21 protein-coding genes and 2 tRNA genes are annotated in these 24308 nt (G+C 38.1%); 12 read left to right on the forward strand and 11 right to left on the reverse strand.

Features of this window, described 5'->3' with window-relative positions; genetic code table 11:
* Positions 1-61 precede the first annotated feature (61 nt).
* On the reverse strand, positions 62-1702 hold the full coding sequence (locus ACY2A0_RS01235) for an FMN-binding glutamate synthase family protein (RefSeq protein WP_461787823.1): 1641 nt from the start codon (positions 1700-1702) through the stop codon (positions 62-64).
* 97 nt (positions 1703-1799) lie between these two features.
* Between ACY2A0_RS01235 and ACY2A0_RS01240 the strand changes: the two genes are divergently transcribed.
* The 5 genes from ACY2A0_RS01240 (at position 1800) to ACY2A0_RS01260 (ending at position 8021) form a co-directional block, all read left to right on the forward strand.
* A complete protein-coding gene (locus tag ACY2A0_RS01240; RefSeq protein WP_461791208.1) occupies positions 1800-2420 on the forward strand; it encodes an L-threonylcarbamoyladenylate synthase in 621 nt (206 codons plus the stop codon).
* A 116-nt stretch (positions 2421-2536) separates the two neighbouring features.
* Entirely contained in the window at positions 2537-5719 is a 3183-nt protein-coding gene (locus ACY2A0_RS01245; protein ID WP_461787825.1) for an endonuclease/exonuclease/phosphatase family protein, read from the forward strand.
* 64 nt (positions 5720-5783) lie between these two features.
* Entirely contained in the window at positions 5784-6974 is a 1191-nt protein-coding gene (gene nhaA / locus ACY2A0_RS01250; RefSeq protein WP_461787826.1) for a Na+/H+ antiporter NhaA, read from the forward strand.
* Positions 6949-7473: a GNAT family N-acetyltransferase gene (locus ACY2A0_RS01255; protein WP_461787827.1), complete on the forward strand. Its 525-nt coding sequence runs from the start codon at positions 6949-6951 to the stop codon at positions 7471-7473. Before nhaA ends, ACY2A0_RS01255 begins: the two co-directional genes overlap by 26 nt.
* A 20-nt stretch (positions 7474-7493) precedes the next feature.
* Positions 7494-8021 carry a hypothetical protein gene (locus ACY2A0_RS01260; protein WP_461787828.1) on the forward strand — a complete coding sequence of 176 codons (528 nt, stop codon included), beginning with the start codon at positions 7494-7496 and terminating at the stop codon, positions 8019-8021.
* A 59-nt stretch (positions 8022-8080) separates the two neighbouring features.
* On the opposite strand, the gene trpA is transcribed toward ACY2A0_RS01260, so the two are convergent.
* The 7 genes from trpA to recR form a co-directional block, all read right to left on the reverse strand.
* Complete coding sequence (gene trpA / locus ACY2A0_RS01265) at positions 8081-8851, reverse strand: tryptophan synthase subunit alpha (RefSeq protein ID WP_461787829.1); 771 nt, start codon at positions 8849-8851, stop codon at positions 8081-8083.
* 104 nt (positions 8852-8955) lie between these two features.
* Positions 8956-10137: a tryptophan synthase subunit beta gene (gene trpB / locus ACY2A0_RS01270; RefSeq protein ID WP_461787830.1), complete on the reverse strand. Its 1182-nt coding sequence runs from the start codon at positions 10135-10137 to the stop codon at positions 8956-8958.
* Positions 10138-10163: 26 nt separating this feature from the next.
* On the reverse strand, positions 10164-10802 hold the full coding sequence (locus ACY2A0_RS01275; protein ID WP_461787831.1) for a phosphoribosylanthranilate isomerase: 639 nt from the start codon (positions 10800-10802) through the stop codon (positions 10164-10166).
* 56 nt (positions 10803-10858) lie between these two features.
* Positions 10859-11851, reverse strand: coding sequence for an anthranilate phosphoribosyltransferase (gene trpD / locus ACY2A0_RS01280; protein ID WP_461787832.1), 993 nt, complete (start codon positions 11849-11851; stop codon positions 10859-10861).
* 185 nt (positions 11852-12036) lie between these two features.
* Positions 12037-14016: an ATP-binding protein gene (locus ACY2A0_RS01285; protein ID WP_461787833.1), complete on the reverse strand. Its 1980-nt coding sequence runs from the start codon at positions 14014-14016 to the stop codon at positions 12037-12039.
* Positions 14016-14831, reverse strand: coding sequence for an SDR family oxidoreductase (locus ACY2A0_RS01290; protein WP_461787834.1), 816 nt, complete (start codon positions 14829-14831; stop codon positions 14016-14018). The genes ACY2A0_RS01285 and ACY2A0_RS01290 overlap by 1 nt, the downstream gene beginning before the upstream one ends.
* A 56-nt stretch (positions 14832-14887) precedes the next feature.
* Positions 14888-15505 (reverse strand): recombination mediator RecR, encoded by a 618-nt coding sequence (gene recR / locus ACY2A0_RS01295; RefSeq protein ID WP_461787835.1) that lies wholly within the window; start codon positions 15503-15505, stop codon positions 14888-14890.
* Positions 15506-15723: 218 nt separating this feature from the next.
* Here recR and ACY2A0_RS01300 point away from each other — a divergent pair, with 218 nt between their 5' ends.
* The 3 genes from ACY2A0_RS01300 to ACY2A0_RS01310 all read left to right on the forward strand — a co-directional run bounded on the left by ACY2A0_RS01300 (position 15724) and on the right by ACY2A0_RS01310 (position 18734).
* Positions 15724-17232 (forward strand): sodium:solute symporter, encoded by a 1509-nt coding sequence (locus ACY2A0_RS01300; protein ID WP_461787836.1) that lies wholly within the window; start codon positions 15724-15726, stop codon positions 17230-17232.
* A gap of 16 nt (positions 17233-17248) precedes the next feature.
* Positions 17249-17956, forward strand: coding sequence for an LOG family protein (locus ACY2A0_RS01305; protein ID WP_461787837.1), 708 nt, complete (start codon positions 17249-17251; stop codon positions 17954-17956).
* Between the two features lie 283 nt (positions 17957-18239).
* The gene (locus tag ACY2A0_RS01310; RefSeq protein WP_461787838.1) at positions 18240-18734 is read left to right on the forward strand and encodes a hypothetical protein; all 495 of its coding nucleotides are present in this window, start codon (positions 18240-18242) and stop codon (positions 18732-18734) included.
* Here ACY2A0_RS01310 and ACY2A0_RS01315 read toward each other — a convergent pair whose 3' ends face one another.
* Positions 18735-19325 (reverse strand): DUF502 domain-containing protein, encoded by a 591-nt coding sequence (locus ACY2A0_RS01315; RefSeq protein ID WP_461787839.1) that lies wholly within the window; start codon positions 19323-19325, stop codon positions 18735-18737.
* 57 nt (positions 19326-19382) lie between these two features.
* Positions 19383-21836 carry a bifunctional UDP-N-acetylmuramoyl-tripeptide:D-alanyl-D-alanine ligase/alanine racemase gene (locus tag ACY2A0_RS01320; RefSeq protein ID WP_461787840.1) on the reverse strand — a complete coding sequence of 818 codons (2454 nt, stop codon included), beginning with the start codon at positions 21834-21836 and terminating at the stop codon, positions 19383-19385.
* A 47-nt stretch (positions 21837-21883) separates the two neighbouring features.
* Here ACY2A0_RS01320 and ACY2A0_RS01325 point away from each other — a divergent pair, with 47 nt between their 5' ends.
* From ACY2A0_RS01325 to ACY2A0_RS01335, 3 genes are all read left to right on the forward strand, one after another.
* On the forward strand, positions 21884-22363 hold the full coding sequence (locus ACY2A0_RS01325) for a regulatory protein RecX (RefSeq protein ID WP_461787841.1): 480 nt from the start codon (positions 21884-21886) through the stop codon (positions 22361-22363).
* A gap of 208 nt (positions 22364-22571) precedes the next feature.
* A tRNA-Gly gene (locus ACY2A0_RS01330) sits at positions 22572-22644 on the forward strand.
* A 53-nt stretch (positions 22645-22697) separates the two neighbouring features.
* Positions 22698-22782 (forward strand) — tRNA-Leu (locus ACY2A0_RS01335).
* Positions 22783-22849: 67 nt separating this feature from the next.
* Here ACY2A0_RS01335 and ACY2A0_RS01340 read toward each other — a convergent pair.
* Complete coding sequence (locus ACY2A0_RS01340) at positions 22850-23620, reverse strand: hypothetical protein (protein ID WP_461791209.1); 771 nt, start codon at positions 23618-23620, stop codon at positions 22850-22852.
* 226 nt (positions 23621-23846) lie between these two features.
* On the opposite strand from ACY2A0_RS01340, the gene ACY2A0_RS01345 reads away from it, so the two are divergent.
* On the forward strand, positions 23847-24308 hold the full coding sequence (locus ACY2A0_RS01345) for a pyrophosphohydrolase domain-containing protein (protein ID WP_461791210.1): 462 nt from the start codon (positions 23847-23849) through the stop codon (positions 24306-24308).

A 24308-nucleotide genomic window follows, 5' to 3' on the forward strand; every position in this document is an offset into this window, starting at 1 on the left:
TCATTATCTAATCTAACTCACCGTAAATAAACATATAACCACAGAAATTTATCAGAAGCAATTATTCATGATAAGGATTTGCGTTATGATAATCTACTTCTGTAACTACATAATCTGTAGGCTGGAAACTTTTAGATGTACTTAAGGTCATACCCAACTCGAAACGGGCAGGATATGGCGTTTTAAGCAATGAACCAGCAGGAATATACGGATAAGTTTCGCGGTAGTTTTGAATAATGTTTGGACTTACCCTTCTGTTAATGTAAGCTCTTGTCAGTTGATTTGGCTCCCTTAAACCCGCAGCGCCCAAAAGTTCAACGGCACTAGCAACGGTAAGGTTATGGAAATTTTTAACACGTACTTTCTTATCTTCCACTACTAATCCTTTCATTAAACTTGGATCTTGCGTGGCAACCCCGGTTGGACAGGTATTGCTGTTACATTCTAAGGCTTGGATACAGCCTAAGGCAAACATCATTCCTCTGGCAGCATTACACATATCAGCACCTAAAGCAATATTTTTTACAATATCAAAACCCGTAGAAACCTTTCCAGATGCAATGATCTTAACATGTTTCTTCAAATCGAAACCCACCAATACATCATAAACAAAAGCTACTCCATCTCTCAAAGGCATTCCTACCGAATTTGAAAATTCCTGAGGTGCAGCACCGGTTCCGCCTTCTCCCCCATCAACAGTAATAAAATCTGGAATAATACCCGTTTCAACGATTGCTTTGCAAATAGCGATAAATTCACTTTTACGGCCTATACATAACTTAAAACCTACTGGCTTACCGCCAGATAAATCTCTCAATTTTTTAACAAATTGCATTAACTCAATTGGCGTACTAAAAGCTGAATGCGCTGGCGGAGACAATACATCTTTCCCTTCTTCCACTAAACGGATTCGTGCTACTTCAGCAGTCACTTTTTTACCCGGCAGCATCCCTCCGTGACCAGGTTTGGCACCTTGGGAAAGCTTAATTTCAATCATTTTCACCTGATCCGAGTGGGCTCTTTCAGAAAAGGATTCTTCGTTAAATGTCCCATCTAAATTACGGCAGCCAAAATATCCTGTACCAATTTGCCAAATCAAATCGCCACCTAACTGCCTATGGTAATCACTAATCCCCCCCTCGCCTGTGTTATGCGCAAAATTGCCCAGCTTAGCACCCCCGTTAAGTGCCAAAACAGCATTTTGACTCAGGGAACCGAAACTCATTGCTGAGATATTGTAAATACTTGATGAATAAGGCTGTTTGCAATCGGGCCCGCCAACTAACACTCGAGGATGCAAGTTTAAATCGTGGTGACTAATTGCCATAATACTGTGACTAAGCCACTCGTAACCATTATCATAAACATTTAACTGTGTACCAAATGGGATAGTATCTAATTCTCTTTTTGCTCTTTGATAAATTAACGAACGATTCAAACGATTGTAAGGCGTGCCGTTGGTATCGCTCTCCACAAAGTATTGGTAAACTTTTGGCCTTAGCTCTTCCATAAAGTACCTCAATCTTCCCACTACTGGATAGTTACGCACAATACTCCTTTTTGGCTGAAACATATCATAGAAACCTAGTAAAACTACAGGTCCTGTGAAAAGGAAAGTCCACCACAAAAAAGGATGGTACAAACCCAACATAATGGTAAATGCAACCAAAAAAGCGGCAACGGCAACAAATGCTTTTCTCATATCTATTCTATTAAGTTAAACCTTCGTTTTTTGCTAAAATAGCGATATAAAATACTAGTTTGAAACAACTACAGTATCAATTTGTTATTTTTACGAAATGCTTATCAAGATATATCCAGAAAATCCTAATCCGAAGGCAATAGACCAGGCTGTGGAAGTATTAAAAAAAGGCGGTCTAATTATTTACCCTACCGATACGGTTTATGGGCTTGGCTGCGATATTACCAATCAAAAAGCGATAGAAAAGATTTGTAGGATTAGAGGAATAAAGCCAGAAAAAGCAAATTTTTCCTTTATCTGTTCTGATTTGAGGCACATCTCTGACTTTATTAAACCAATAGACACCACGGTTTTTAGGCTATTGAAAAAAGCACTTCCCGGTCCGTTCACTTTTATTTTTAATGCTAACAATAACGTTCCAAAGTTATTGAGCTCTAATAAAAAAACCGTTGGTATTCGTGTTCCCGACAATGCTATTGCTCGTCAAATTGTGGAGGCATTAGGAAACCCTATAATTTCAACATCTATTAAAGATGATGATGAGGTAATTGAATACTCGGCCGATCCAGAATTGATTCACGAAAAATACGAGTCTCAAGTAGACTTGGTAATTGATGGTGGTTTTGGTGGCAACGAAGCCTCAACCATCGTAGATTGTACAAGTGGAGATTTCGAGGTGATCCGCGAGGGCAAGGGAAATATCGAAGATTATCTTTAACAACACCTTATGGCTATACGATTTTTCTTAAGCCTTAACAGGAGTTTAACAAAGTAGTAACAATAAACATATAAATTTGCTCTGTCCAAAATAATTTGGGCGGCAAAACTTATTATATGAAAAGACTTTTACTACAAAAAGCGATTTTTGTAATTATGTGGGTTTTACCACTTTTTGCATTTTCACAAAAAACTTATCTCTTACAAGAAAACTTTGCAACGCTAACTGCGGGATCCAACACAAATACGGGGACGCAAAGTGGAACAGAACTTACTTCAATTAACGCAAATTTTCCTACTGCCGTTAAAGCTTACGCAGCAGATGGTATGGTGAAATTAGGAACCAGCAGTTTAATCGGTTCCCTCACAAGTAAAACATTAGACTTAAGTGCCAATGGGGGTAATTTCAATATAGACTTTAAGGTAAAGGGTTGGAGTAGTGTTGAAGGCACCATTAAAGTAACTGTTACCGGCCTTACTGCACAATCAGTAAGTTACACAGCCATCATTAGTGCTACAGCGGAGCAAAAAACCTTGAGTTTTACTGGCGGAACAGCTAACTCCACTGTTAAAATTGAAACCTCCGCAAAAAGAGCATTTCTAGATGACATTGAAGTATACTATGAGGCAGCAGCAAATTCACCTACTATCAGTGGTACAGCAGTGACCTTTGGGAACCAAAACATTAACACCACTGCTACAGAAAAATCTTTAGAACTCACTTACAGCAATTTAACTACAGATGATTTAGTGCTAACCACCGCTGCACCTTTTAGTATCTCTAAAACCAGCAATGGAGCTTACGGCACGTCATTAACTTACACCAATGCTGAACGCACAAGCCCAACTACACTATATGTTAGATATGCGCCTACCGCAGCTGGAATCTCCAATGGCAATGTAACTATTTCTGGTGGCGGATTAGTAAGCAACGGTAACGTAGCATTAAGCGGTACGGGAATTGATCCTAACGCTACCTCATTCAACTTTGAAAGCTGCAGCACTAACGGTAGCTCAAGTTTATCTGACGGATTTTATCAATACAGCGTTATTGGTGCGCAAACTTGGGGTTGCGCTACTACATTTGGTCATAATAACAGCGATGCTACGGGCGCAGGAAATTCAGGAAACGGCTTGCAAATTAATGGATACTCAGGAGCAAACATCCAAAACGAAGACTGGTTAATTTCTCCATCATTTAATATTAGCAGTTACAACTATCCTTTACTTTCATTTTGGAGCCGAAATAAATTTACGGGTCCGCAACTGAAGTTAATGGTTAGCACCAACTATAGCGGCACAGGCGATCCTTACGCTTCTGGAGTTACTTGGACAGAAATTGATGGGAAATTTCCTGCAGGAAATACTGATGTTTGGACAAAATCTGAAAATATCGATCTATCTGCTTTCAAAACTAATGGCAGCAGCATTTACATTGCTTTTGTATACACATCTACTACGGTTGACGGTGCCCGCTGGAGTTTAGATGATTTCAGCCTAGTAAATTCTTCTAGCCCAGCACCAGCTGAAATTGCTGTAAATCCAAGTTCATTGGAATTTGGCTACCAAGCCAATGGAGCTACCTCAACTTCTAAAACGGTGGTAGTTTCTTTTAGCAACTTAACTAATGACGCTTCATTGAATGTTACGGGTGATTTCAGCATTTCATTGGATAACAATACTTATAGCCAAAGTTTAAACATTAGCAACCCTGGCACAGCCAATCAAACGGTGTATGTGAAGTTTAGTCCTACCGTTGCCGATAGCAACCGCCAAGGTACGTTGACCATTGCTAGTACTGGAGCAACCACGAAAACAGTTACATTAAGTGGTACTACACTTGCCTTTGACAACACCTTAGAGGTAGTAAATTGGAACATTGAATGGTTTGGACATACCGGCAACGGCCCTTCTGATGAAGCTAAGCAAAAAGCTAATGTGATCAAGGTAATGAAATCAATCAACGCTGATATTTATTGTTTGGGTGAAATCGTGAGTACCACGGCACTTGCAGATGTTGCACAACAAATTGGCGTAGACGCTAACGAATATGGCTACTTTGTATCAACTTATGCATCTTATGCACAAAACACATCTGACCCTGACTATGCCAATGCACAGAAATTAGCGTTCGTTTACCGTAAATCTGTAATTTCTCCAATTGGCACCCCTAGCGGATTACTTTACACTGCGAATGAAAGCGACCCTGTGTTTAATTACTGGGCTTCAGGACGTTTTCCTTACGAGATGAAAGCTAATGTAACTTTAAACGGCGTAACTAAACAGGTTAACTTCATCATGATTCACGCTAAAGCTGAAACTAGCAGCGGTTCGTATGCTCGTAGAAAAAATGCAGCTATTGCACTAAAAAGCTATTTGGATGCTAACGAAAGCACTGATAACTTCATCATTTTGGGCGACTACAATGACGATCTTGATGCCACCATTTCTACTGCTTCTGAGGCTGGTGCCGATTATCCAAAATCATCGTATCAAGTATGGTTAGATGACAATGCAAAATACATCTCTCCTACACTACCTTTAAGTCAATCAGGTAAAAAATCAACTGTGAGTTACAACGATGTAATCGACCACGTTACTTTATCTAACGAGATGAATGACAATTACATCAGCGGATCAGCACAAATTTTAACTTCGGTAACTGGAACAGTATCTCCTGACAACTATGGATCAACTACGTCTGATCATTATCCTGTACTTACCAGATACAGCTTCACCAACACCACTTTACCAGTAAAATTCGATGGATTTACCGCTAAAAAAGAAGGAAACAATGTAACATTAAGGTGGACTACCCAAACTGAAACCAACAACAGCTACTTCACCGTTGAGCGCTCAAACGATGGCAATGTTTTCGAAAAAGTAAAAGAAGTAGCTGCTAAAGGTAACTCAAACCAAAAATTAAATTACAGTATTATTGACAACAATGTTAAAGCTGGTCTAAACTATTACCGCTTGAAACAGACAGACATTGACGGAAAATCTAGCTATTACCCAGAACTTAGATCAGTAAATATATTGGCAAGCGAGTTCAAAATATTGATTTACCCAAATCCGACAAAAGGTAAGGCTTTCATCAATTACGGCAGCAGTTCAACGAATGTAGTTGTAAATCTTTTAAGTGCTGATGGAAGATTGCTGTTGAAATTAAAAGGCAATATCAAATCAATTGAACAAGAGCTGAACAATAAGATACAGGAGCTGAAACCAGGCACCTATGTTTTTCAGTTATTAGATAATCAGGTTTTCGTCGCTAGCGAAAAACTGATCAAAGAATAAAAAAGCATAAAAAAACAGCCTAAGCCTAGCCAACCATTGGCTAGGCTTTTGTATTTTAGCGGTTATGAAAAAACGGATTAATATTAGCGTATTCAAAGAATTTTTCAACTCTAAAAAACTTGGAAGCATATTGCTGTTAGTCTGCGTTGTTACCTCCTTAATTATCGCAAACTCTGGTTATGCGGCAAGCTTCGCTGATTTGCTGGCCAAAACTATTGGATTCAAAATTTCAGCTTTCCATTTGGATTACAGCATTGCAACATGGATTAACGACGGTTTGATGGCCATCTTTTTTTTACTTGTAGGTTTAGAGATTAAGAGAGAGTTGGTTGAAGGTGAACTTTCCTCCTTAAAAAAAGCGTCTTTACCGGTTTTAGCGGCCATTGGCGGCATGTTGGTACCTGCAGTAATTTATGCGCTATTCAACAAAAACACCGTAACGGCTAATGGTTGGGGCATTCCTATGGCAACTGACATTGCTTTTGCATTAGCAATTGTTGCGCTGCTCGAAAAAAATGTACCGAGTTCGTTAAAGATTTTTTTAGCGGCATTAGCTATTGTTGATGACTTAGGTGCCATTTTGGTGATTGCCTTTTTTTACACAGAACAAATCCATTGGAACCAGCTCTTTATTGCAGGTGGCATTTTCGCTTTGCTGCTGGTTTTCAACTTCTTTAAAGTAAAAAACTTACTGCTATACCTGATCCCGGGTGTATTTCTTTGGTACTTTGTGCATCATTCCGGTATACATGCTACTATAGCCGGGGTATTACTAGCATTTACCATTCCAACTAATGAAACTGCGGAACTATCTCCATTAGAAAAGTTGGAACATGCACTCACTCAACCCGTAGCTTTAATTATTATGCCAGTTTTTGCTCTTGCTAACACTAACATCACCTTTGTAAGCGGAATGGTGGAAGGCCTAGCTTCTCCTTTAGGTTTAGGCATTATACTCGGGCTATTTTTAGGAAAAACGATTGGCATCACCTTAATGTCGTTTATTGCAGTTAAATTGAAACTTGCAAAACTACCCACCGGTGCTAATTGGAAGCACATTACTGGAATGGGCATGTTGGCGGGAATCGGGTTTACCATGTCTATCTTTATTGCCATGCTATCATTCAGCGATGCAGCGCACATTATCGAATCGAAGTTTGCCATACTTTGTGCGTCTGTAATTTCAGGCGTGGCAGGTTATGTATTTTTAAAATCTGTATCGAAAAAATATGCTAAAACAGCCGTTAGAAACTGAAAGATTTTGGATTAGGGAGTTAAGCGAACAAGACGTTGATGGCATGTTCGAACTGGATAGCAATCCCAATGTGCATGCCTTTTTAGGAAACAAACCTATTCACTCCATTGAGGAGGCTTTAAATTACATCCATTTTATCCAACAACAATACACTGCATACGGCATAGGCCGATGGGCAATTATTGACAAAGCCAATGGAGATTTTGTAGGATGGACAGGATTTAAATTCATCACCGAACCGATTAACAACCATGTCAATTTCCATGATATTGGCTACAGATTGGTACAACGCTACTGGAATAAAGGCATTGCCACAGAAACAGCAAAAGCTTGCCTGAAATATGGTTTTACGCAATTGAAACTTAAGGAAGTTTACGGCATGTGCCACATTGATAACAAGGCATCTAAAAATGTGCTTCAAAAATGTGGTCTTCAGCTCATTGAAGAATTTGAATATAATGAAATGCCGTGTTATTGGCTAAAAATTACGAACTTGTAACTCGTTAATTATCATCACTTATGAACACCTCTCCAAAAACTGCAAAAGTACTTGTCATATTTATTCCAATTGTTATAATAGTAGCGGCATCTATTATAGTGATCAACAACTTTTCTGGCAAACTTAAATTCAGTAAACAGACACATAACAATAAAATCATTGAATTAAAAAAAGATGCCATTCTCTCGGATGAAAAACGATTCAACGAAATTATGATTGATTTCTATTCGATGGCCGATATGGCAAAGAGTGTACTGCCTGTTGATACCGCCTTAGCACAAAGGGAAAAATCGATGTCTGACCTTAAAAATGTGGGCCTTTACTATTGGAATAGAAATTTAGAGATCCTAGATAGTGCTAAGAAATTCAGTAACAGCGCAGAGATAGACCGTAAAATTATCGTTTACAAAGAATACTGCAAAATGCACATTAGTTGCTACGAATTAATGTATAAAGCAATAGACAAACATACGCGTGCCTTTGATAAGGAAATTTATAAAAAACTGTCCTTAATTGATCAAAAAACACAAGAGATTAGCGGCGAATAACCTCTCCCTAACCTCTCGTGAGACCAAAATCTCAAATCTTCGATCATCAAAAACTTTTATCAATGCTTGAATTGTTGCATAAATTGTTGAATGCTTTGATCTAACCCGTTTCCGTCCAAAGCTTTCACAAACGCACTTCCAATAATTGCTCCACTAGCGAAATTACACGCGGCTTCATAAGTTGCTTTGTCTGAAATTCCGAAGCCAATCATTACTGGCGTACGTAAATTCATTTTTGAAATACGTTCAAAATAAGCACTTGCAGTACCAGAAACGGAAAGGTTATTTCCTGTAGTGGCAGAAGAAGAAACGAGGTAGATAAAAGCATTGCTTAATCCGTCAATTTTGCGAATTCGCTCCTCAGAGGTTTGAGGAGTAACTAAAAAGATGTTGCTCAATCCGTTATTTTCAAACACATCTTTATACATTTCCTCGTATTCGTACATAGGCAAATCAGGGATAATGCAGCCGTCGACACCTACTTCTTGGCATTTTTTGCAAAAAGCCTCTACGCCATATTGCAGCATCACATTCACATATCCCATTAATAAAATTGGAATATTGACCTGCTTTCTCAAATCCTTTAGTTGATCAAAAAGCACTTCAAGCGTCATTCCATTATCCAAAGCCTGCTTACTGCTCGCCTGTATCACGGGGCCATCCGCAACCGGATCAGAATATGGAAAACCTATCTCCAAGAAGTCTGCACCGCATTTTTCTAAAGTTTCTGCTATTGTTAAGGTGTTAGTCAAGTTCGGATAACCTGCCGTATAATATATCGAAAGTAGACCTTTCGGCTTTTTTTCAAATAATTGTTGAAGTCTGTTCATTTAAATAATGTTGCGTAGTGAGCATTGCGTATGGTGATCAGCGGGCCATCATTCGATTAGCCTGGCTTACTGAGAATCAAATCCCTAATACGCAAATCTCAAAACTATAAATTAAAATATTTCATGTACGTTTCCATGTCCTTGTCACCTCTACCCGAAAGACAAATCACTACGTTTTCTCCGCCTTTAAATTTCATTTTTTCCAAATATGCTAAAGCATGAGCGCTTTCAATGGCCGGAATGATCCCTTCATATTGTGTCAATAACCTGCCAGCCAAAAGTGCTTCATCATCAGTGATACTTGCATACAAACCTCTGCCGGTTTTAAACAAGTGCGCATGTTGAGGGCCGATACCTGGATAATCTAAACCGGCTGAAACAGAATGAGGCTCCACAACCTGACCATCACTGGTTTGCATTAAGATACTTCTACTACCGTGAAGAACACCTTCTTTACCTAAAGTGGTAGTCGCTGCCGAAAATCCGCTTGACACCCCTTTTCCAGCTGCTTCTACTGCAATTAGCTTCACACTTTCATCGTTAATGAAATGATAAAACATACCAATAGCATTGCTTCCCCCACCAACACATGCCAATACATAATCAGCTAACTCGTTGCCAGTTTGTTCTTTCAATTGCTTTTTAGTTTCCAGTGAAATGATAGATTGAAATTGCGCAACCATATCCGGATAGGGATGCGGACCAACCACCGAACCGATGATATAATGCGTATCTACTGGATTATTGATCCAATCACGCATAGCTTCGTTGGTAGCATCTTTTAACGTTTTACTGCCTGATGTTGCTGCAACAACCGTTGCCCCGAGCATTTTCATGCGTGCTACATTTGGAGCTTGGCGTTTGATATCTACCTCGCCCATATAAACCACACATTCCAAGCCACGCAAGGCACATACAGTAGCGGTAGCAACACCATGTTGTCCAGCACCAGTTTCCGCAATAATGCGTTTTTTACCAAGCTTTTCGGCAAGCAAAATTTGGCCTATAGTGTTGTTAATTTTATGTGCTCCGGTATGGTTTAAATCTTCTCTCTTTAAAAAAATGTTAGCGCCATATTTTTCAGACATCCTTTTAGCTAAATATAAAGGCGAAGGGCGACCAACATAATCTTTTAGCAAAGCCTTAAACTCGGCTTGGAACTGCTCTTCGTTTATAATGGCCTGGTATTTTTGCCTAAGTTCCTCCACGTTTGGATAAAGCATTTCAGGGATATAAGCACCTCCAAAATCGCCGTAATAACCTCTTTCGTCTACAAAATAATTCATATTTATTTAATTTGTCATTGCTTGGTTCAAGCCAAAAGCGATGAATTTAACTCCTCAAAAAATTCTTTCAATTTATTTACGTCCTTAAGCCCAGGTTCCAATTCAAATTTACTGTTGATATCAATGGCATGTAACCTTTCATCAGCAATTTGTTTAATTTGATTTGCATGAACTAGATCAATTCCACCACTTAAAAAATATGGCTTTTGTAAATTGTAATTTTGCAATAATGTCCAATCAAAAACCTTACCCGAACCGCCATGCACTGGCGTTTGCGTATCGAATAGAAAATAATCTACGTATGGTTCATAATCGCTTAAAATGTTGAAATCAAAATTTTCATGCACGCCAAAGGCTTTAATGACTTCCACATTTAACTCCTTTATTTCTTGACAGTAGGCTACACTTTCGTTGCCGTGAAGTTGCACTGCCTTGAGCTGATGTTTTGCCACTAGAGATTTTACCGCTTCTGCGCTTTCATCTACAAAAACTCCAGTGGTTTTAATCTCATTTGGTACATATTTAATTAACTCCGCTGAAACTTCGCTAATGAATCTTGGAGATTTTTCATAGAAAATGAAGCCCATATAATCTGGATGCAAATTGGCTACTTCGGCAATGTTAGTTGCCTGCTTCATTCCACAAACTTTGATTTTTAATTTCATTTTACTTTTTTAACCACCTAAGCTCCTTTTTGTCCTATCTAAACTAATGTAGAACGCTACTTACCACTAATTAAATTTTTAAAACTGCTCAATGCCCTTTTACTCATAAGCGATTCTTCCGCTTCATAATAACAATCTGCAAAAGTTTTTTCCTGCTCAATAGTCTGTATAGCAATTGCCGCATTACATAAAACTACATTAGTTTGCGCATCAGTTGCGCTCCCCTCCAATACGTCCATAAATATTTTAGCCGATGATTCAACAGTATCGCCACCTTGAATTTCACTTTCGGCTATCTGTGTAAAGCCTAAATCGCTTATTTTGGTTAAAGCTTCTCCCTTTTTACTAAAGGTTTTAAAGTCGCAGGTCATCGAAACTTCGTCAAATCCATCAACAGCGTGTACAATACTGTAATTTTTATCCGTTTGCTGATATAGATAAGCGTAAATTCTAGCCAATTCTAAGCTAAAAACGCCGACCATTTGATTTTTCGGCTTTGCCGGATTACACATGGGACCAAGCATATTGAAGAAAGTTTTTACGCCAAGTTCACGTCTAATTGGTGCTACAGTTTTCATTGCTGGGTGAAACAATGGCGCATGAATAAAGCAAATACCAGCTTTATCTAGGCTTCTTTTAAGCTCGCTTTGATCATTAGTAAATTGATAACCTAAGTATTCCATCACATTACTTGAACCGCAACCAGATGAAACGCCGTAATTACCATGTTTGGCAACCTTATGCCCAGCACCAGCCACAATAAATGAAGCCAAAGTAGAAATGTTGAAGGTATCTTTACCGTCTCCACCAGTGCCACATAAATCAATCAGCTCAAAATCAGAAAAATCTACCTTTAAACACAAATCTAACATGGCGTCTCTGAAACCTTGCAATTCCTCAACAGTAATGTTTCGCATGCCATAAGCTGTAATGAACGCTGCTATTTGCGAATTATTAAATGCTCCAGAAGCAATATCCGTTAATATTTTTTGGGCTTCCTGCCTAGTAAAAGTTTTGTTTTCAAAAAGATGATTAAGTATTTTCTTCATTGCCGTATAATAAAAAAGGTTGCCTCATCAGCAACCTTTTAAAATTTTTATTAAAAAAATAAACGCACAAAAGGTTACATCACGCTATTGCGTTATGCCACCACCAATTTCTATTTACGTTTACTTGTATCATTCTGTAGGCAAATATGTGATTGTTTTTAAATAAATGCAACTAGTTTTTGTAATTATATTGTTTTTTTAAGATATCCTTTTAAAGTAAAGTAAAAAGTTGTGCCTTCGCCAACTTTACTTTCTACATCCAATTGCCCGTCATTTGCTAACACAAACTCCCTGCAAATCACTAAACCTAAGCTCGTGCCTTCTTCGGCGGATGTCCCCTTTGTTCCCATAGCTGACAGCTGAAAAATCTTATCAAGCCTTGCTTCGCTAATGCCCACGCCAGTATCACTTACGGAAAACTGTATGGTATCCTTGTTTAAAGCTTCAGCAGCAATTTTAATTTCTCCTTTGGGCTCCGTAAACTTTATGGCATTGGCCAGCAAATTTCTAACGATAAAATCAAAATGGTCGGCGTCGGCCAACAGCACCATCTGTTTAGGCATATCTACGCTTACACGAATGTGCTTTTTATCTGCAGCTTGCTGTAAAAACCCCAAATTACGCTTAACATTTTCAAAAGGATTAAACTCAGTTTTATTCAAACGCACACCTTTGATCTGCATTTGCCCCCATTTCAGCAGCTTATCCAAAATCTCAAGACTACTATCGCAATGTGAAACCAACTTAGAAACCATATGCTTCTGCATCGTTTCGTCCAATTCGTTATCACCAATAAGTTTCAAAATACTAATAGTGGAAACCAAAGGCGAGCGTATGTCATGAGCGATAATGGAGAAAAATTTGTCTTTAACTTCGTTACTTTCTTCCAACTCAAGATTGGCTTTGGTTAACAGCGAGTTAAGATGTCTTGATCGCAAATAATAGATTAATGTAACTACAAGTACGATAAAAAATGTTACTGCAACAGAAAGGATTACATTTTTAAGAATTTGTTGCTCCTTATTTTTAGCTGCCAACTCGTTCAGCTTAGCTTTGGATTTCTCTAGTTCATAATCAGACTCAAGGCTAAAAACCTGCTTCATCATGTCTTTATAAAAAACCTGCTCGGCCAACGAGCTACTTATTTCTTTGGCCTTTAATGCCTCAGCTAAATTTCCAGTTTGCTTATAAATAGTTGCTTTTTTATCTAAAATTGTAATTTGTTGGCGATACATTTTATACTTAGATACAATAGCGAAAGCCTGATTTAGATATTTTAATGCAGTGTCGGGCTGTTTTTTTTCGTAGATGCTTGCTAAATCCGTTAAGATGGCGTGTTCTCTCAATACATTTTTAATTTTTCGAGAGAAATTTAACGCGGCTTTAAATGTACGCTCCGCCCGCTTAAGATCTCCTTTGAGTTGATAAGCACGACCCAGCGTTTTCATTAAACTGATTCGTAAGCCATTATATTCGACCCTATGACTTTTTGAAATTCCGATCTGAACAAACTTAATGGCATTTTCAAAATCTTTCAGTTTGATATAAACCGCCCCAAAATCATCGTACATATTTAATGTAAGATTGTTTAGAGGCAACTCTTTTTCCAGTTGTTGTGCCAATCGCAAATTTTCTAATGCATTTTGATAATCGCTTAGGTCATAATAAGTTTCGGCAAGCACTACTCTGGCTTCCATTATACCTAGCTTATGCTTATTCCTTTCGCTCACTTTAAGGGCTTTCAACGCATAGTCAAATGATTTATCATAATTGCCTTTTCTTCGTTCTACAACTGCCAGCCTAATGAGTATCGTAGCTAAACCTATTTGGTCATGTTGTTGTCGGTAGATGATTTCAGCTTCTAGGTATTTCTGCCTTGACTCCCTGTATCTTGCGAAATTATCATCGATCATTCCGTATTGGTTGAGCAGCGCCGCCTTGCCCAATTGGTCACCCTGCTGCTCAGCGGCCTTCAACCCTAATTCCACATAATAAGTAGCCGAATCTGGGTTGAGGTACCTGTAATATTTGATAATATCGATAAAATCTTTGCTGCTACTTAGCTTTTTTGGAGTTTGAGCAAGTAGGTGACATAGGAAAAAACAACTCAGCAATAAACTTCCAAACGAAACAAAAATTAACTTTTTGTAGTTGAAATGCCTCATTATCTAATCAATGGATTTTTTTCTTTAGTGAAAAGTTCAAATACTTTTTTGTCTGCAAATGCTGGAAATAGCTTATTTACCCACACCGCTAACTTACCTTGACCGGTCATGATTAGCGTACGCTTGCGCTGCTCAATACCGTCACAAATTCGCTCCGCCACTTCCTCGGCAGTCATCATTTTTCCTTCTTCCATACTAGTTTCGCCATGTGCCTTTCCATCTTGTGATAAAGCAGCAACTCGAATATTGGAAGTCGTAAATCCTGGACAAGCTACCATAACATGAACGCCAGTTTTGAGCAATTCAGTACGTAGCGACTCCATAAAACCATTCATGGCAAACTTTGATGACGAATAGCCCGTACGGCCAGGCAAACCTCTATAACCAGCTATGGAAGAAACCGCCACTACACTCCCGTTTGTTTTCAATATTTCTGGAAGCGCATATTTAGTGCAATATACCGCTCCCCAAAAGTTCACATCCATTAAATTTTTCAGCACTGATAAATCTAAATCCTTAAACAATGCACGCATTGAAAGGCCAGCATTATTAATTAAGACATCAATTTTACCGAAAGTTAATGTAGCCTGACTAATCAGCGTTTTACAATCATCTTCCAAACTTACATCTGTTTGTACCGCTAAGGCCTTAATGTGATATTTCTTTTCCAGGGCTGCAGTTATCTCACACAAGGTTACGTACTGGCGAGCGCCCAAAACCAAATTTGCACCTCTTTTCGCAAGTTCCTCAGCCAAAGCTTTACCAATACCCGACGAAGCTCCAGTAATGACAACTATTTTATCTCTCAAACTCATATTCAAATTTCTTAATGGTGTTTAGTACTGATTCGTAGCATGCTTGGGGAGAGCAATTATTTCATAAGGGAAGGTTCATAAGGAACCCTTGTGATAATTGATCTGCCTAAAGTGACTTCGTCAGCATATTCGAGCTCGCCTCCAAAGGCTATCCCTCTTGCGATGGTGGTAATTGGAATATTGAACTCCTTTAATTTTTTATGGAGATAAAAAAGTGTGGTATCACCTTCCATATTTGCACTTAATGCTAAAATAATCTCTTTTACTTCCGATGATTTTACACGATTCACCAAACTTTCAATGTTTAAGTCCGACGGTCCGATGCCGTCCATTGGCGAAATTAAACCTCCCAAAACATGATAAACGCCAAAATACTGATTTGTATTTTCAATGGCCATGACATCTCGTGTATCTTCTACCACGCAAATCACTTCTTTTTCACGCTTAAATGATGCGCAAATGCCACAGGTTTCATGATCGGCAATATTATGACATACTACACAATGCTTAATTTCATTTTTCAATTTAATCAGTGTATTGCCAAATTGCGCCACCTCGGCATTATCCTTACCCAATAGATGCAATACGAGCCGTAAAGCAGTTTTTTGCCCAATACCCGGTAATTTACCAAATTCATTTACTGCATCTTCAAGCAATTTGGAAGAAAAATTCATGTTGCAAATTTACCAGTTATTTGCCACACATTCGAAGATTATTTTGTCACTATTTTATATCGTCAAGTCGTATGGAAAGCAACAAAAATTGCAAGCCCCATGTAAACGAACTTATAAAAGTAAATCAAATAAATTTACTAACTTCTGCCGTTTTTAATCAAGCATGTTGCAAGTTTTAGCAAGTTTTTGCTACTTTTAGCAACTAATCAAATTATTATATGAGTTCAACAGTATTATTGTGCTTTCTAATTGGCTACTTTGCCGTCCTCATCGGCATCGCTTTCGCTACTTCAAAAAATTCGTCGGATAACTCGACATTTTTTTTAGCTAACAAAAATTCTAAGTGGTACCTAGTTGCTTTTGGAATGATCGGCACTGCCTTATCAGGAGTAACCTTCATTTCTGTTCCAGGTGAAGTAGGTTCCCCAGCAGGAAATCAATTCCAATATTTCCAATTTGTTTTGGGTAATGCGGTTGGCTTTATCATTATTGCCACAATACTACTTCCGTTGTACTATCGGATGAACTTAACATCAATTTATGGTTACATTGAACAACGTTTAGGCCACTACAGCTATAAAACTGCCGCTTTTATTTTCTTGGTTAGTCGTACTTTAGGTTCTGCAACGCGACTTTATTTAGTAGTTATAGTATTGCAACGCTTCATTTTCGATTCGTATCACATACCGTTCTGGATAACTGTATTAATATCACTAGGTTTAATTTGGTCGTATACGTTTAAAGGCGGTTTAAAAACCATTATCATTACAGATACCTTGCAAACCTTTTTCCTTGTACTATCGGTATTTTTAACTATTTACTTTATTTGCGATAGCCTAAGCCTTAGCATTCCAGAGGCTTTCGAAACTGTTAAAAGTAGCAGTTATTCAAAAATCTTTTTCTTTGAAGACTTTTTAACCAGCAAATTTTACTTCAGCAAGCAGTTTATTGGGGGTATTTTTGTAACTATTGCCATGACTGGCCTTGATCAGGATTTGATGCAGAAAAATCTAAGTATGAAAACGATTGGCGAGGCACAAACTAACATGTTTACCTTCACCGGCATTTTTGTAGTTTTAAATATCTTTTTCCTAAGTGTTGGCGCATTGCTTTACATTTATGCTGCTAAAAACGGGGTTGAAATACCATTAGATCACATTACAGGCAAACCACGTACAGATTTATTGTTTCCTGAAATTGCGCTGAACCATTTGTCTACGCTACCTGCAATTGTATTTATGTTAGGTTTAACTGCCGCAACATTTGCTACTACCGATAGTGCGCTTACTGCTTTAACCACTTCATTTTGTGTTGACTTTTTAGGCATGAACAAAAAAGAAAATGCAGAAAAACCAAACGCTGTTAAGAAAAGACACCAAGTGCATGTAGTTTTCTCGCTGATCATGTTCGTAGTAATTTTGTTGATTAATGCATTCAACAGTTCATCAGTAGTGAGCTTGATTTTCTTGATTGCTTCTTACACTTATGGTCCACTTTTAGGTCTATATTCTTTCGGTTTATTTGTAAAATCTCGCGGTTTACACGATAAATTGGTGCCGATAGTTTGCATCATTTCTCCAATTTTATGCTACTTGTTAGCTACTAATTCAGCAAAACTATTTGGTGGATATATTTTTAGCGTCGAATTAATTTTAATCAACGGATTCATTACTTTTATGGGCTTGTTGCTGATCAGCAAAAAAACAGATCAGCAAACTAGATTTTAACCATAATTAATAACGTATGAATAGTGATGAGAAGATAAGAAGTGCTTTCGCCAACAAGGATTGGCAAGAAATTAAAACTACAGACAGCTGGCAGATTTTTAAAATCATGGCTGAATTTGTTGATGGATTTGAGAAACTAGCGAAAATTGGGCCCTGCGTGAGTATTTTTGGGTCGGCCAGAACGGCAGAAACTAACCCTTACTATCAAATTGCGGTAGAATGTGGTAGGTTACTTACCGAACGAGGATACGGCGTTATCACGGGTGGCGGACCCGGCATTATGGAGGCTGGTAACAAAGGCGCACACATGAACGGTGGTAAATCCGTAGGATTAAACATCGATTTACCTTTTGAGCAGTTCCATAATAAATACATCGAACCTAATCGCTTATTGGAGTTTGATTATTTCTTTATCCGTAAAGTAATGTTCATGAAATACTCCCAAGGTTTTGTTGTACTGCCCGGGGGTATGGGAACAATGGATGAACTTTTTGAAGCCTTAACATTGATTCAAACTGGCAAAATTGCTCGTTTTCCAATTGTGTTGGTAGGATCTGATTATTGGGGAGGCTTAGTTGACTGGCTTAAAAACACGATGTTGGAAAAAGAACATAACATCCACGCAGAAGATTTGAATTTGTTCAGATTGGTGGATACCGCAGAAGAAGCTGCTGAACATATTTTCCGTTTCTATGATAAATACGTACTCAAACCAAACTTCTAATAAGTGAGTTTTGGAGTGGTGATATAGACGATTGGTCATTATGGATTTATTTTAGCATCAGTTTTAAGACAGCGCTACTGAAAATTTAAAAGTTACCAAGTAGTAACGAGCTAAAAACATATCGAACCTGTTGACAATGTCGGCAGGTTTTTTTTTGCCTGAGCTTCTTAAAAAACATCCATCAAACCAAATTACAAGAAAGATGTTGTGTAATATCAAAGTCAATTGGCATTTCCAGCTTAAAGCACTTGTAACTATCTACCTTAAACCCTATCTAAAAAACATGGAAAAAGTAGTAAATTGGACAAAAGGCATTTTCGATAGCGCTTATCAGATTTTCTGCAATGGACAAATTTGCGGCAACTTGATGTTCGAAACTTGGAACAACAACGCTCTTGGCATTATGTCGCAAAAAAACTATCATTTCAAATGTAATGGATTATTTAATACCACTACAACCATATTTGACGATAGTCACGCTATTTTAGGCACCATTCACTTCAACTTTTGGCAGCTAAAAGCATCCGTTAGCTTAAAGGATGAGAACCCGCTTTCATGGAATTACACCAATGGTTGGCTAAGTAAATGGAATATCAGCAATTTCCAGAACACCAATCTTCAGTACACCGCGAGCAGCGGCACAGGAACTGTGGTGGGGCAAAACATCGATCATGAGTTGGCATTAATTGTTGGGCTTTACATCAAAGAGTTTTTTGCTAGAATTTTAGTAGCCTTTATTATGTTTGTTGCCATTATGGTGGCTGTAAGAGGGGTGTAACTACAAATGACTTACGCCCCCGCTCACCACCAATTTCATGGCATCGGCGGCCGTCATATTTAACGGTTTTATTTTCTCTTTCTTAACAATGTAAACCTGTCCAGCAAAAGAATAGGAGAAAGGAAAATAAACAATGGCTTCGCCTGGCAAATCAAGTTTAGTTAAATCATTCTGCGTTAAAAAGCCTATGCGTTTCATATCGCCTTCGGTTTCTACTATTACGGGATGATTAAATTTTTTTTCATCGCCAACAAAAGCCTCGGTTAAATCCTTAATAGAGGTATAAATAAAATTAAAAAGCGGCAGTTTATTGAGCCAGCGTTGAAACCAATTGTACATTGGCTCGGTTACGAAATAGGTCACAAAAATTCCAGCTCCTAAAATGATGGCAATTACAAAAACCAAGCCCAACCCGGGAATATTCCTGCTTTCCCCAGTTTTTGGATCTACACCTAAAATACTATTGATATTTACCCAACTATCTACCGTGGTTACCGCCCAAATCACAATAAACACACTTAATGCAATAGGAACTACGATCAACAACCCTCTGATAAGGTAGTTTAATAATGCCTTTCCAATTTTATTCATAACGCAAAGCTAAGTATATCTAAACAAACTAGTCAAATCCTCAACTATAAAAACAAGTTACTCGTAATAATATACTCTTTTTACTCTTTGAGATACATTTGTAAGTATTTCGTAAGGGATGGTATCGATCTCTTTTGCCAAGTCTGCAATGTTGTGATTTTGACCGAAAACAATAACTTCATCACCCACTTTTACATCCAAACCGGTGACGTTTAGCATGCACATGTCCATACAAATAGAACCAACTGTAGATACAAGCTGTCCATTAGTTAGCATTTTGCCAACTCCATTGCCGAAAGCCCTGCTATAACCATCGGCATAGCCAATTTTCACCGTGGCAATTTCACCTCCGTTAACTAATACACCACGCCTGCCATAGCCAACGGTTTGTCCGGCCTGTATAGTTTTAATCTGCGTAATGGTAGTTTTTAGCGTAGCTACAGTTTGCAGCGTATTAGTTGGCAAAGCCGAATCAAACCCATACAATCCAATACCCAAGCGAACCATATCAAGTTGATACGCCGACCAGCGGGTAATTCCCGATGTATTAAGCACATGTCTGACTGGCTGATAACCTAACGTGTTTACCAACTGCTGGTACATTTGCTCATAACTTGTCGCTTGAGATTGTGTAAAAGCATCATGAATAGGATCGTCACTCGCTACCAAATGCGTAAAAATAGTCACCACATTCAACCTTGCCTCGTTACTTAGCAAATCACATAGCTCCGTGATTTGATGAGGCTCAAAACCCAGACGATGCATTCCTGTATCAAGCTTTAAATGAATTGGAAATCTTTTATCATCCGAAGGAAGGAAACGCAGTAATTGCTGTAACAACTCCACACTATAAACTTCAGGTTCAAGTTGGTAGCGCAACATGGCATCAAATGCAGAAGGCTCCGGACTCATCACCATAACAGGTAAAGTGATACCTGCTTTACGCAATGCGACACCTTCATCTGCATAAGCTACCGCCAAATAATCAACCTTATGGTGCTGCAGTAAATTAGCGATTTCAAAAGTTCCGCTTCCGTAGGAAAAAGCCTTTACCATGGCCATTGTTTTTACCTGAGCACCCAATTTAGATTTATAGTATTGTAAATTAGCCTGCAACGCATTGAGGTTAATTTCTAAAACGGTATCGTGGATTTTCTGCGCTAAGCGTTTTACTATGCGCTCAAAACCGAATTTGCGAGCACCTTTCACCAAAATGGTTTCTTTAGTGAAATTCAATTGTACAACATGTGCTAAAAATTCGTCAGTATCAGTGAAAAAATGCTTTTCTATCTTAAACAAATCAGCATGTGCTGTAATATCGCTCCCAATTCCAATAAGCCGATCTATCTTTTTTTGCTGAAGCAGTGAGGCGATTTCTCGATAGAGCTCATGTCCTTTTTTGCCGGTTTCCTGCAAATCGGAAAGAATTACGGTGCGTTTTGAATGCTGATTTTGCTGATTCAAAAAGTCCAACGCAATTGCCAATGAAGAAATATCGGCGCTATAACTATCGTCGATGATAGAACATTGCTCAATTCCATTTACTAACTGCAAACGCATCCCAACACGTTGAAGATCAGCAAGTCGTTCCGCAGCATCTTCAACGGCATAGCCCATTGCTAACAATGTGGCCCAGCAAATTACCACATTCTCTATCGCCGCGGCATCGGTAAAAGGGACTTTCGTACCTACCGTTTTACCTTGGTATTTAGCTTTAATTGAAGAAAATCCATCATTTGAAACAACTTCGTCGATCTGCAAATCTGCTGGCTGAGTAAAACTCCAGGTGAAAATTTTGTGATTGGTTGGCTTTACGTCGTTTAAAAGATGATCAGGCGAATAAATCAGCAGTGCTGCATCATCGAATAGCTTTAATTTTTCCGCTAGCTTTTGTGCTTTACTTTTAAATCCTTCATCATGTGCTTCCCTCACATTAGTCAAAATACCAATGTTAGGTGCAATTACTTTTGCAAGATTTTCCATTTCTTTAGGCGCAGAAATTCCCGCTTCGAAAATCCCCAAGGTATCATTTTGGTCAATTTGCCAAACTGAAAGCGGCACTCCAATTTGCGAATTGTAACTTTTTGGACTACGTACAATTTGGAAATCTGCGTTTAGTAACTGGTACAGCCACTCTTTAACAATAGTTTTGCCATTGCTACCTGTTATTCCAATTACCTTTAAATCAAATTGCCTACGATGATGAGCAGCCAGTTCTTGCAACGCAGTTAAAGTATCATCTACGGTAATGTAAGTTGCTCCCGGATAATTTTGCCAATCTACAACAGCCGATACCACAAAGTTACGTATGCCGTTTTGATAAGCATGACTTATAAATTGATGTCCATCACGTTGTGCTTTGACGGCAAAAAACAAAGCTTGGGGTGCATTGATGAGTGTCCTACTATCGGTTACCAAGCGCTGGATTACACCTTTACTATTACTACCGCTACACTTTCCGCCAATAATGTTAGCAATTTCATCAATGGTGTACGTAGTTTGTTGACTCATAAGACTGCCAGATTTCAGTTTTTTTTTACGAATTTCAACAAATATTTATGAATTCGGAGAAAGAAAAGAAATACAATTACGATAAAAAGACAGCTTTGCAAAAAGCGGCTAGCTGGTGCGCCTATCAAGAGCGTTCACAACAGGAAGTAAGAGATAAACTTTACGAATGGCAAATGAAATCGGCGGAAGTGGAAGAGATTATTTCCAGTTTAATTGCCGAAAATTTTCTAAACGAAGAAAGATTTGCGTTTGCTTATGTATCTGGCAAGTTCAAAATAAAAAAATGGGGCAAAATAAAGATTAAGCAAGGTTTAAAGTTAAAACGTGTTCCAGATCCGATTATCAAAAAGGCGCTGAATAGCATTCCTGACGATGATTACTTGGAAACCATAGAACAGCTCTTGGAAAAAAAGCAGCGAACGGAAAAAGAGAACCATCCTATGAAACGTCAATTTAAGCTGGTCACGTACTTACACAGCAAAGGTTTTGAAAAAGATTTGGTGATGAGCTTACTTAAAAAGCAATAAATTGATTTAACAGAGACACTAAAAAATAACCTTGCCGTAATAAATGTAAAAATTTATAAATATGAAAAACAAGGACTTAGAACATCTCGTTAAATTTTTATTAAATTTTTCTTGGCAGAAATAGATTTGTGCGTATATTTGCATCACCAAAACGGAACGAGATACTTAAAAGCTCAAACGTTTTGAAAACATTGGAGAATGTTAACATGCGAAAGTAGCTCAGTTGGTAGAGCACAACCTTGCCAAGGTTGGGGTCGCGAGTTCGAATCTCGTCTTTCGCTCTAAATGCCTTCCTACCAGGAGGCATTTAATTTTAAAAAGCAATTATTTGCTTGCTGAAGTGGTGGAACTGGTAGACACGCAGGACTTAAAATCCTGTGCCCTCAACAGGCGTGCGGGTTCGATTCCCGCCTTCAGTACGAAAACCCGGTAGTCACGTGTGGCTACCGGGTTTTTTATTGGGAATTTTCTTATGCTATTGATTTTCTAATCTTTTTCATCAGCCTTAATAGCGAGAGCAATTACATGGTGTACCAAGAAAGCATCAATCAATGAAAGTGCATAGTAATGATCTATAGGTAACATTTCCGGTTTCAATAATTCATTATCGATATAACTTTCAGCATTCCACATTCTTCGTATCAACTTTGGATGCTTAGATTCGATACGATCTAGAACATCCTTAAAAACAGCATCGGCAGTTTCGATAAACTCCTGCCTAACTGCTCCTTCCAATGGGAGCGAAATAATTTTTTCACGCGGTGCTAACTCACTTTGCCTGGTAAGTTCTAGTTTATCTGTCGAGTCCTTAATGTCGAACAATCGATATTCTTTTCCGCCATAGTACTCATCATCTTCTTCAAAAACCATCCTGAAAATATCCAGCCTGCTTTCATCGTCATAGATAGTTTTGTTTTTGACCTCTACTCGAGAAATATAGGACATCCAGTTTTCAATACTGATTTTATGCATTTGGTCAAAAAGCAGGAGTGAAAGAATCAATGCTGGAGGGGAAGCCTTTGGAAAATCAGTCCATTTTTCAAATCCTGCAAGTTTAGCTATAATGTGTTGTGCTTTCATCAAAGAGAAGTCCTCCTCATCAATTTTGAAATCAGCGATTAATGCGTTAACATTAAAAAATTTCGGCTCATATCGAAACCGATTTTTGCCAGACTGTTCTTCTGAACTAAGCTTTTGTGTTTTAAAATCTTTGTGTAGGTTTTTTGCTTGTAGTTTGAAATACTCAATTATTTCCATAATACATTTTTTTAATCCGACTTGAAATCCTGGAAATATGCGTTCGTAACCTTACTTGGATAACAAGCGGTAAATTTGTATTATTTAATTAATTGTTTGGCTGATGATCTTTGCACGAACGAGCAAGCTTGCCAATAAGCATATACAATTATAGACATAAAAATTCTTATTTCAATATAAAAGATTTATAATGTATTTTTAGGCAAAATTGTAATTAAAATAAGATATGCTTGACCCAAAGCCCTTAAATTCTGTTGCTGAATTCCACTCAACTTTTAAACATCCGATATTGGAGGAGCCACAAATACCTTCTATTGAAAGGTGCAAACTTCGAGTTGAGTTACTTGCCGAAGAATTAAGGGAGTTGCAAGAAGGTATAGATAAAAAAGATATTATTGAAGTGGCAGATGCATTTTGCGATTTGCAATATGTATTATCAGGAGCAATTCTTGAGTTTGGTTTATCTAAAAAGTTCAAAGAATTATTCGATGAGGTACATCGGTCGAACATGAGTAAGGCTTGTCAATCCATTGAAGAAGCAGAGCAGACAATTGCTTTTTACAAAAACATTAATTGTGATGCATATTATAAACAGGAAGGTGATCTTTTTTTAGTTTACAGAACTTCAGATGATAAGGTCCTTAAATCGATAAATTATTCCCCAGCAGATTTGCTAAATATAATTTAA

Origin of the sequence: Pedobacter sp. (assembly GCF_965249885.1) — a bacterium.
Taxonomy (GTDB): Bacteria; Bacteroidota; Bacteroidia; order Sphingobacteriales; family Sphingobacteriaceae; genus Pedobacter.

Coding starts and splice junctions, on each gene's coding strand:
- ACY2A0_RS01235 (WP_461787823.1), bottom strand. CDS start 1,702: ATGAGAAAAGCATTTGTTGCCGTTGCCGCTTTTTTGGTTGCATTTACC.
- ACY2A0_RS01240 (WP_461791208.1), top strand. CDS start 1,800: ATGCTTATCAAGATATATCCAGAAAATCCTAATCCGAAGGCAATAGAC.
- ACY2A0_RS01245 (WP_461787825.1), top strand. CDS start 2,537: ATGAAAAGACTTTTACTACAAAAAGCGATTTTTGTAATTATGTGGGTT.
- nhaA (WP_461787826.1), top strand. CDS start 5,784: ATGAAAAAACGGATTAATATTAGCGTATTCAAAGAATTTTTCAACTCT.
- ACY2A0_RS01255 (WP_461787827.1), top strand. CDS start 6,949: ATGCTAAAACAGCCGTTAGAAACTGAAAGATTTTGGATTAGGGAGTTA.
- ACY2A0_RS01260 (WP_461787828.1), top strand. CDS start 7,494: ATGAACACCTCTCCAAAAACTGCAAAAGTACTTGTCATATTTATTCCA.
- trpA (WP_461787829.1), bottom strand. CDS start 8,851: ATGAACAGACTTCAACAATTATTTGAAAAAAAGCCGAAAGGTCTACTT.
- trpB (WP_461787830.1), bottom strand. CDS start 10,137: ATGAATTATTTTGTAGACGAAAGAGGTTATTACGGCGATTTTGGAGGT.
- ACY2A0_RS01275 (WP_461787831.1), bottom strand. CDS start 10,802: ATGAAATTAAAAATCAAAGTTTGTGGAATGAAGCAGGCAACTAACATT.
- trpD (WP_461787832.1), bottom strand. CDS start 11,851: ATGAAGAAAATACTTAATCATCTTTTTGAAAACAAAACTTTTACTAGG.
- ACY2A0_RS01285 (WP_461787833.1), bottom strand. CDS start 14,016: ATGAGGCATTTCAACTACAAAAAGTTAATTTTTGTTTCGTTTGGAAGT.
- ACY2A0_RS01290 (WP_461787834.1), bottom strand. CDS start 14,831: ATGAGTTTGAGAGATAAAATAGTTGTCATTACTGGAGCTTCGTCGGGT.
- recR (WP_461787835.1), bottom strand. CDS start 15,505: ATGAATTTTTCTTCCAAATTGCTTGAAGATGCAGTAAATGAATTTGGT.
- ACY2A0_RS01300 (WP_461787836.1), top strand. CDS start 15,724: ATGAGTTCAACAGTATTATTGTGCTTTCTAATTGGCTACTTTGCCGTC.
- ACY2A0_RS01305 (WP_461787837.1), top strand. CDS start 17,249: ATGAATAGTGATGAGAAGATAAGAAGTGCTTTCGCCAACAAGGATTGG.
- ACY2A0_RS01310 (WP_461787838.1), top strand. CDS start 18,240: ATGGAAAAAGTAGTAAATTGGACAAAAGGCATTTTCGATAGCGCTTAT.
- ACY2A0_RS01315 (WP_461787839.1), bottom strand. CDS start 19,325: ATGAATAAAATTGGAAAGGCATTATTAAACTACCTTATCAGAGGGTTG.
- ACY2A0_RS01320 (WP_461787840.1), bottom strand. CDS start 21,836: ATGAGTCAACAAACTACGTACACCATTGATGAAATTGCTAACATTATT.
- ACY2A0_RS01325 (WP_461787841.1), top strand. CDS start 21,884: ATGAATTCGGAGAAAGAAAAGAAATACAATTACGATAAAAAGACAGCT.
- ACY2A0_RS01340 (WP_461791209.1), bottom strand. CDS start 23,620: ATGGAAATAATTGAGTATTTCAAACTACAAGCAAAAAACCTACACAAA.
- ACY2A0_RS01345 (WP_461791210.1), top strand. CDS start 23,847: ATGCTTGACCCAAAGCCCTTAAATTCTGTTGCTGAATTCCACTCAACT.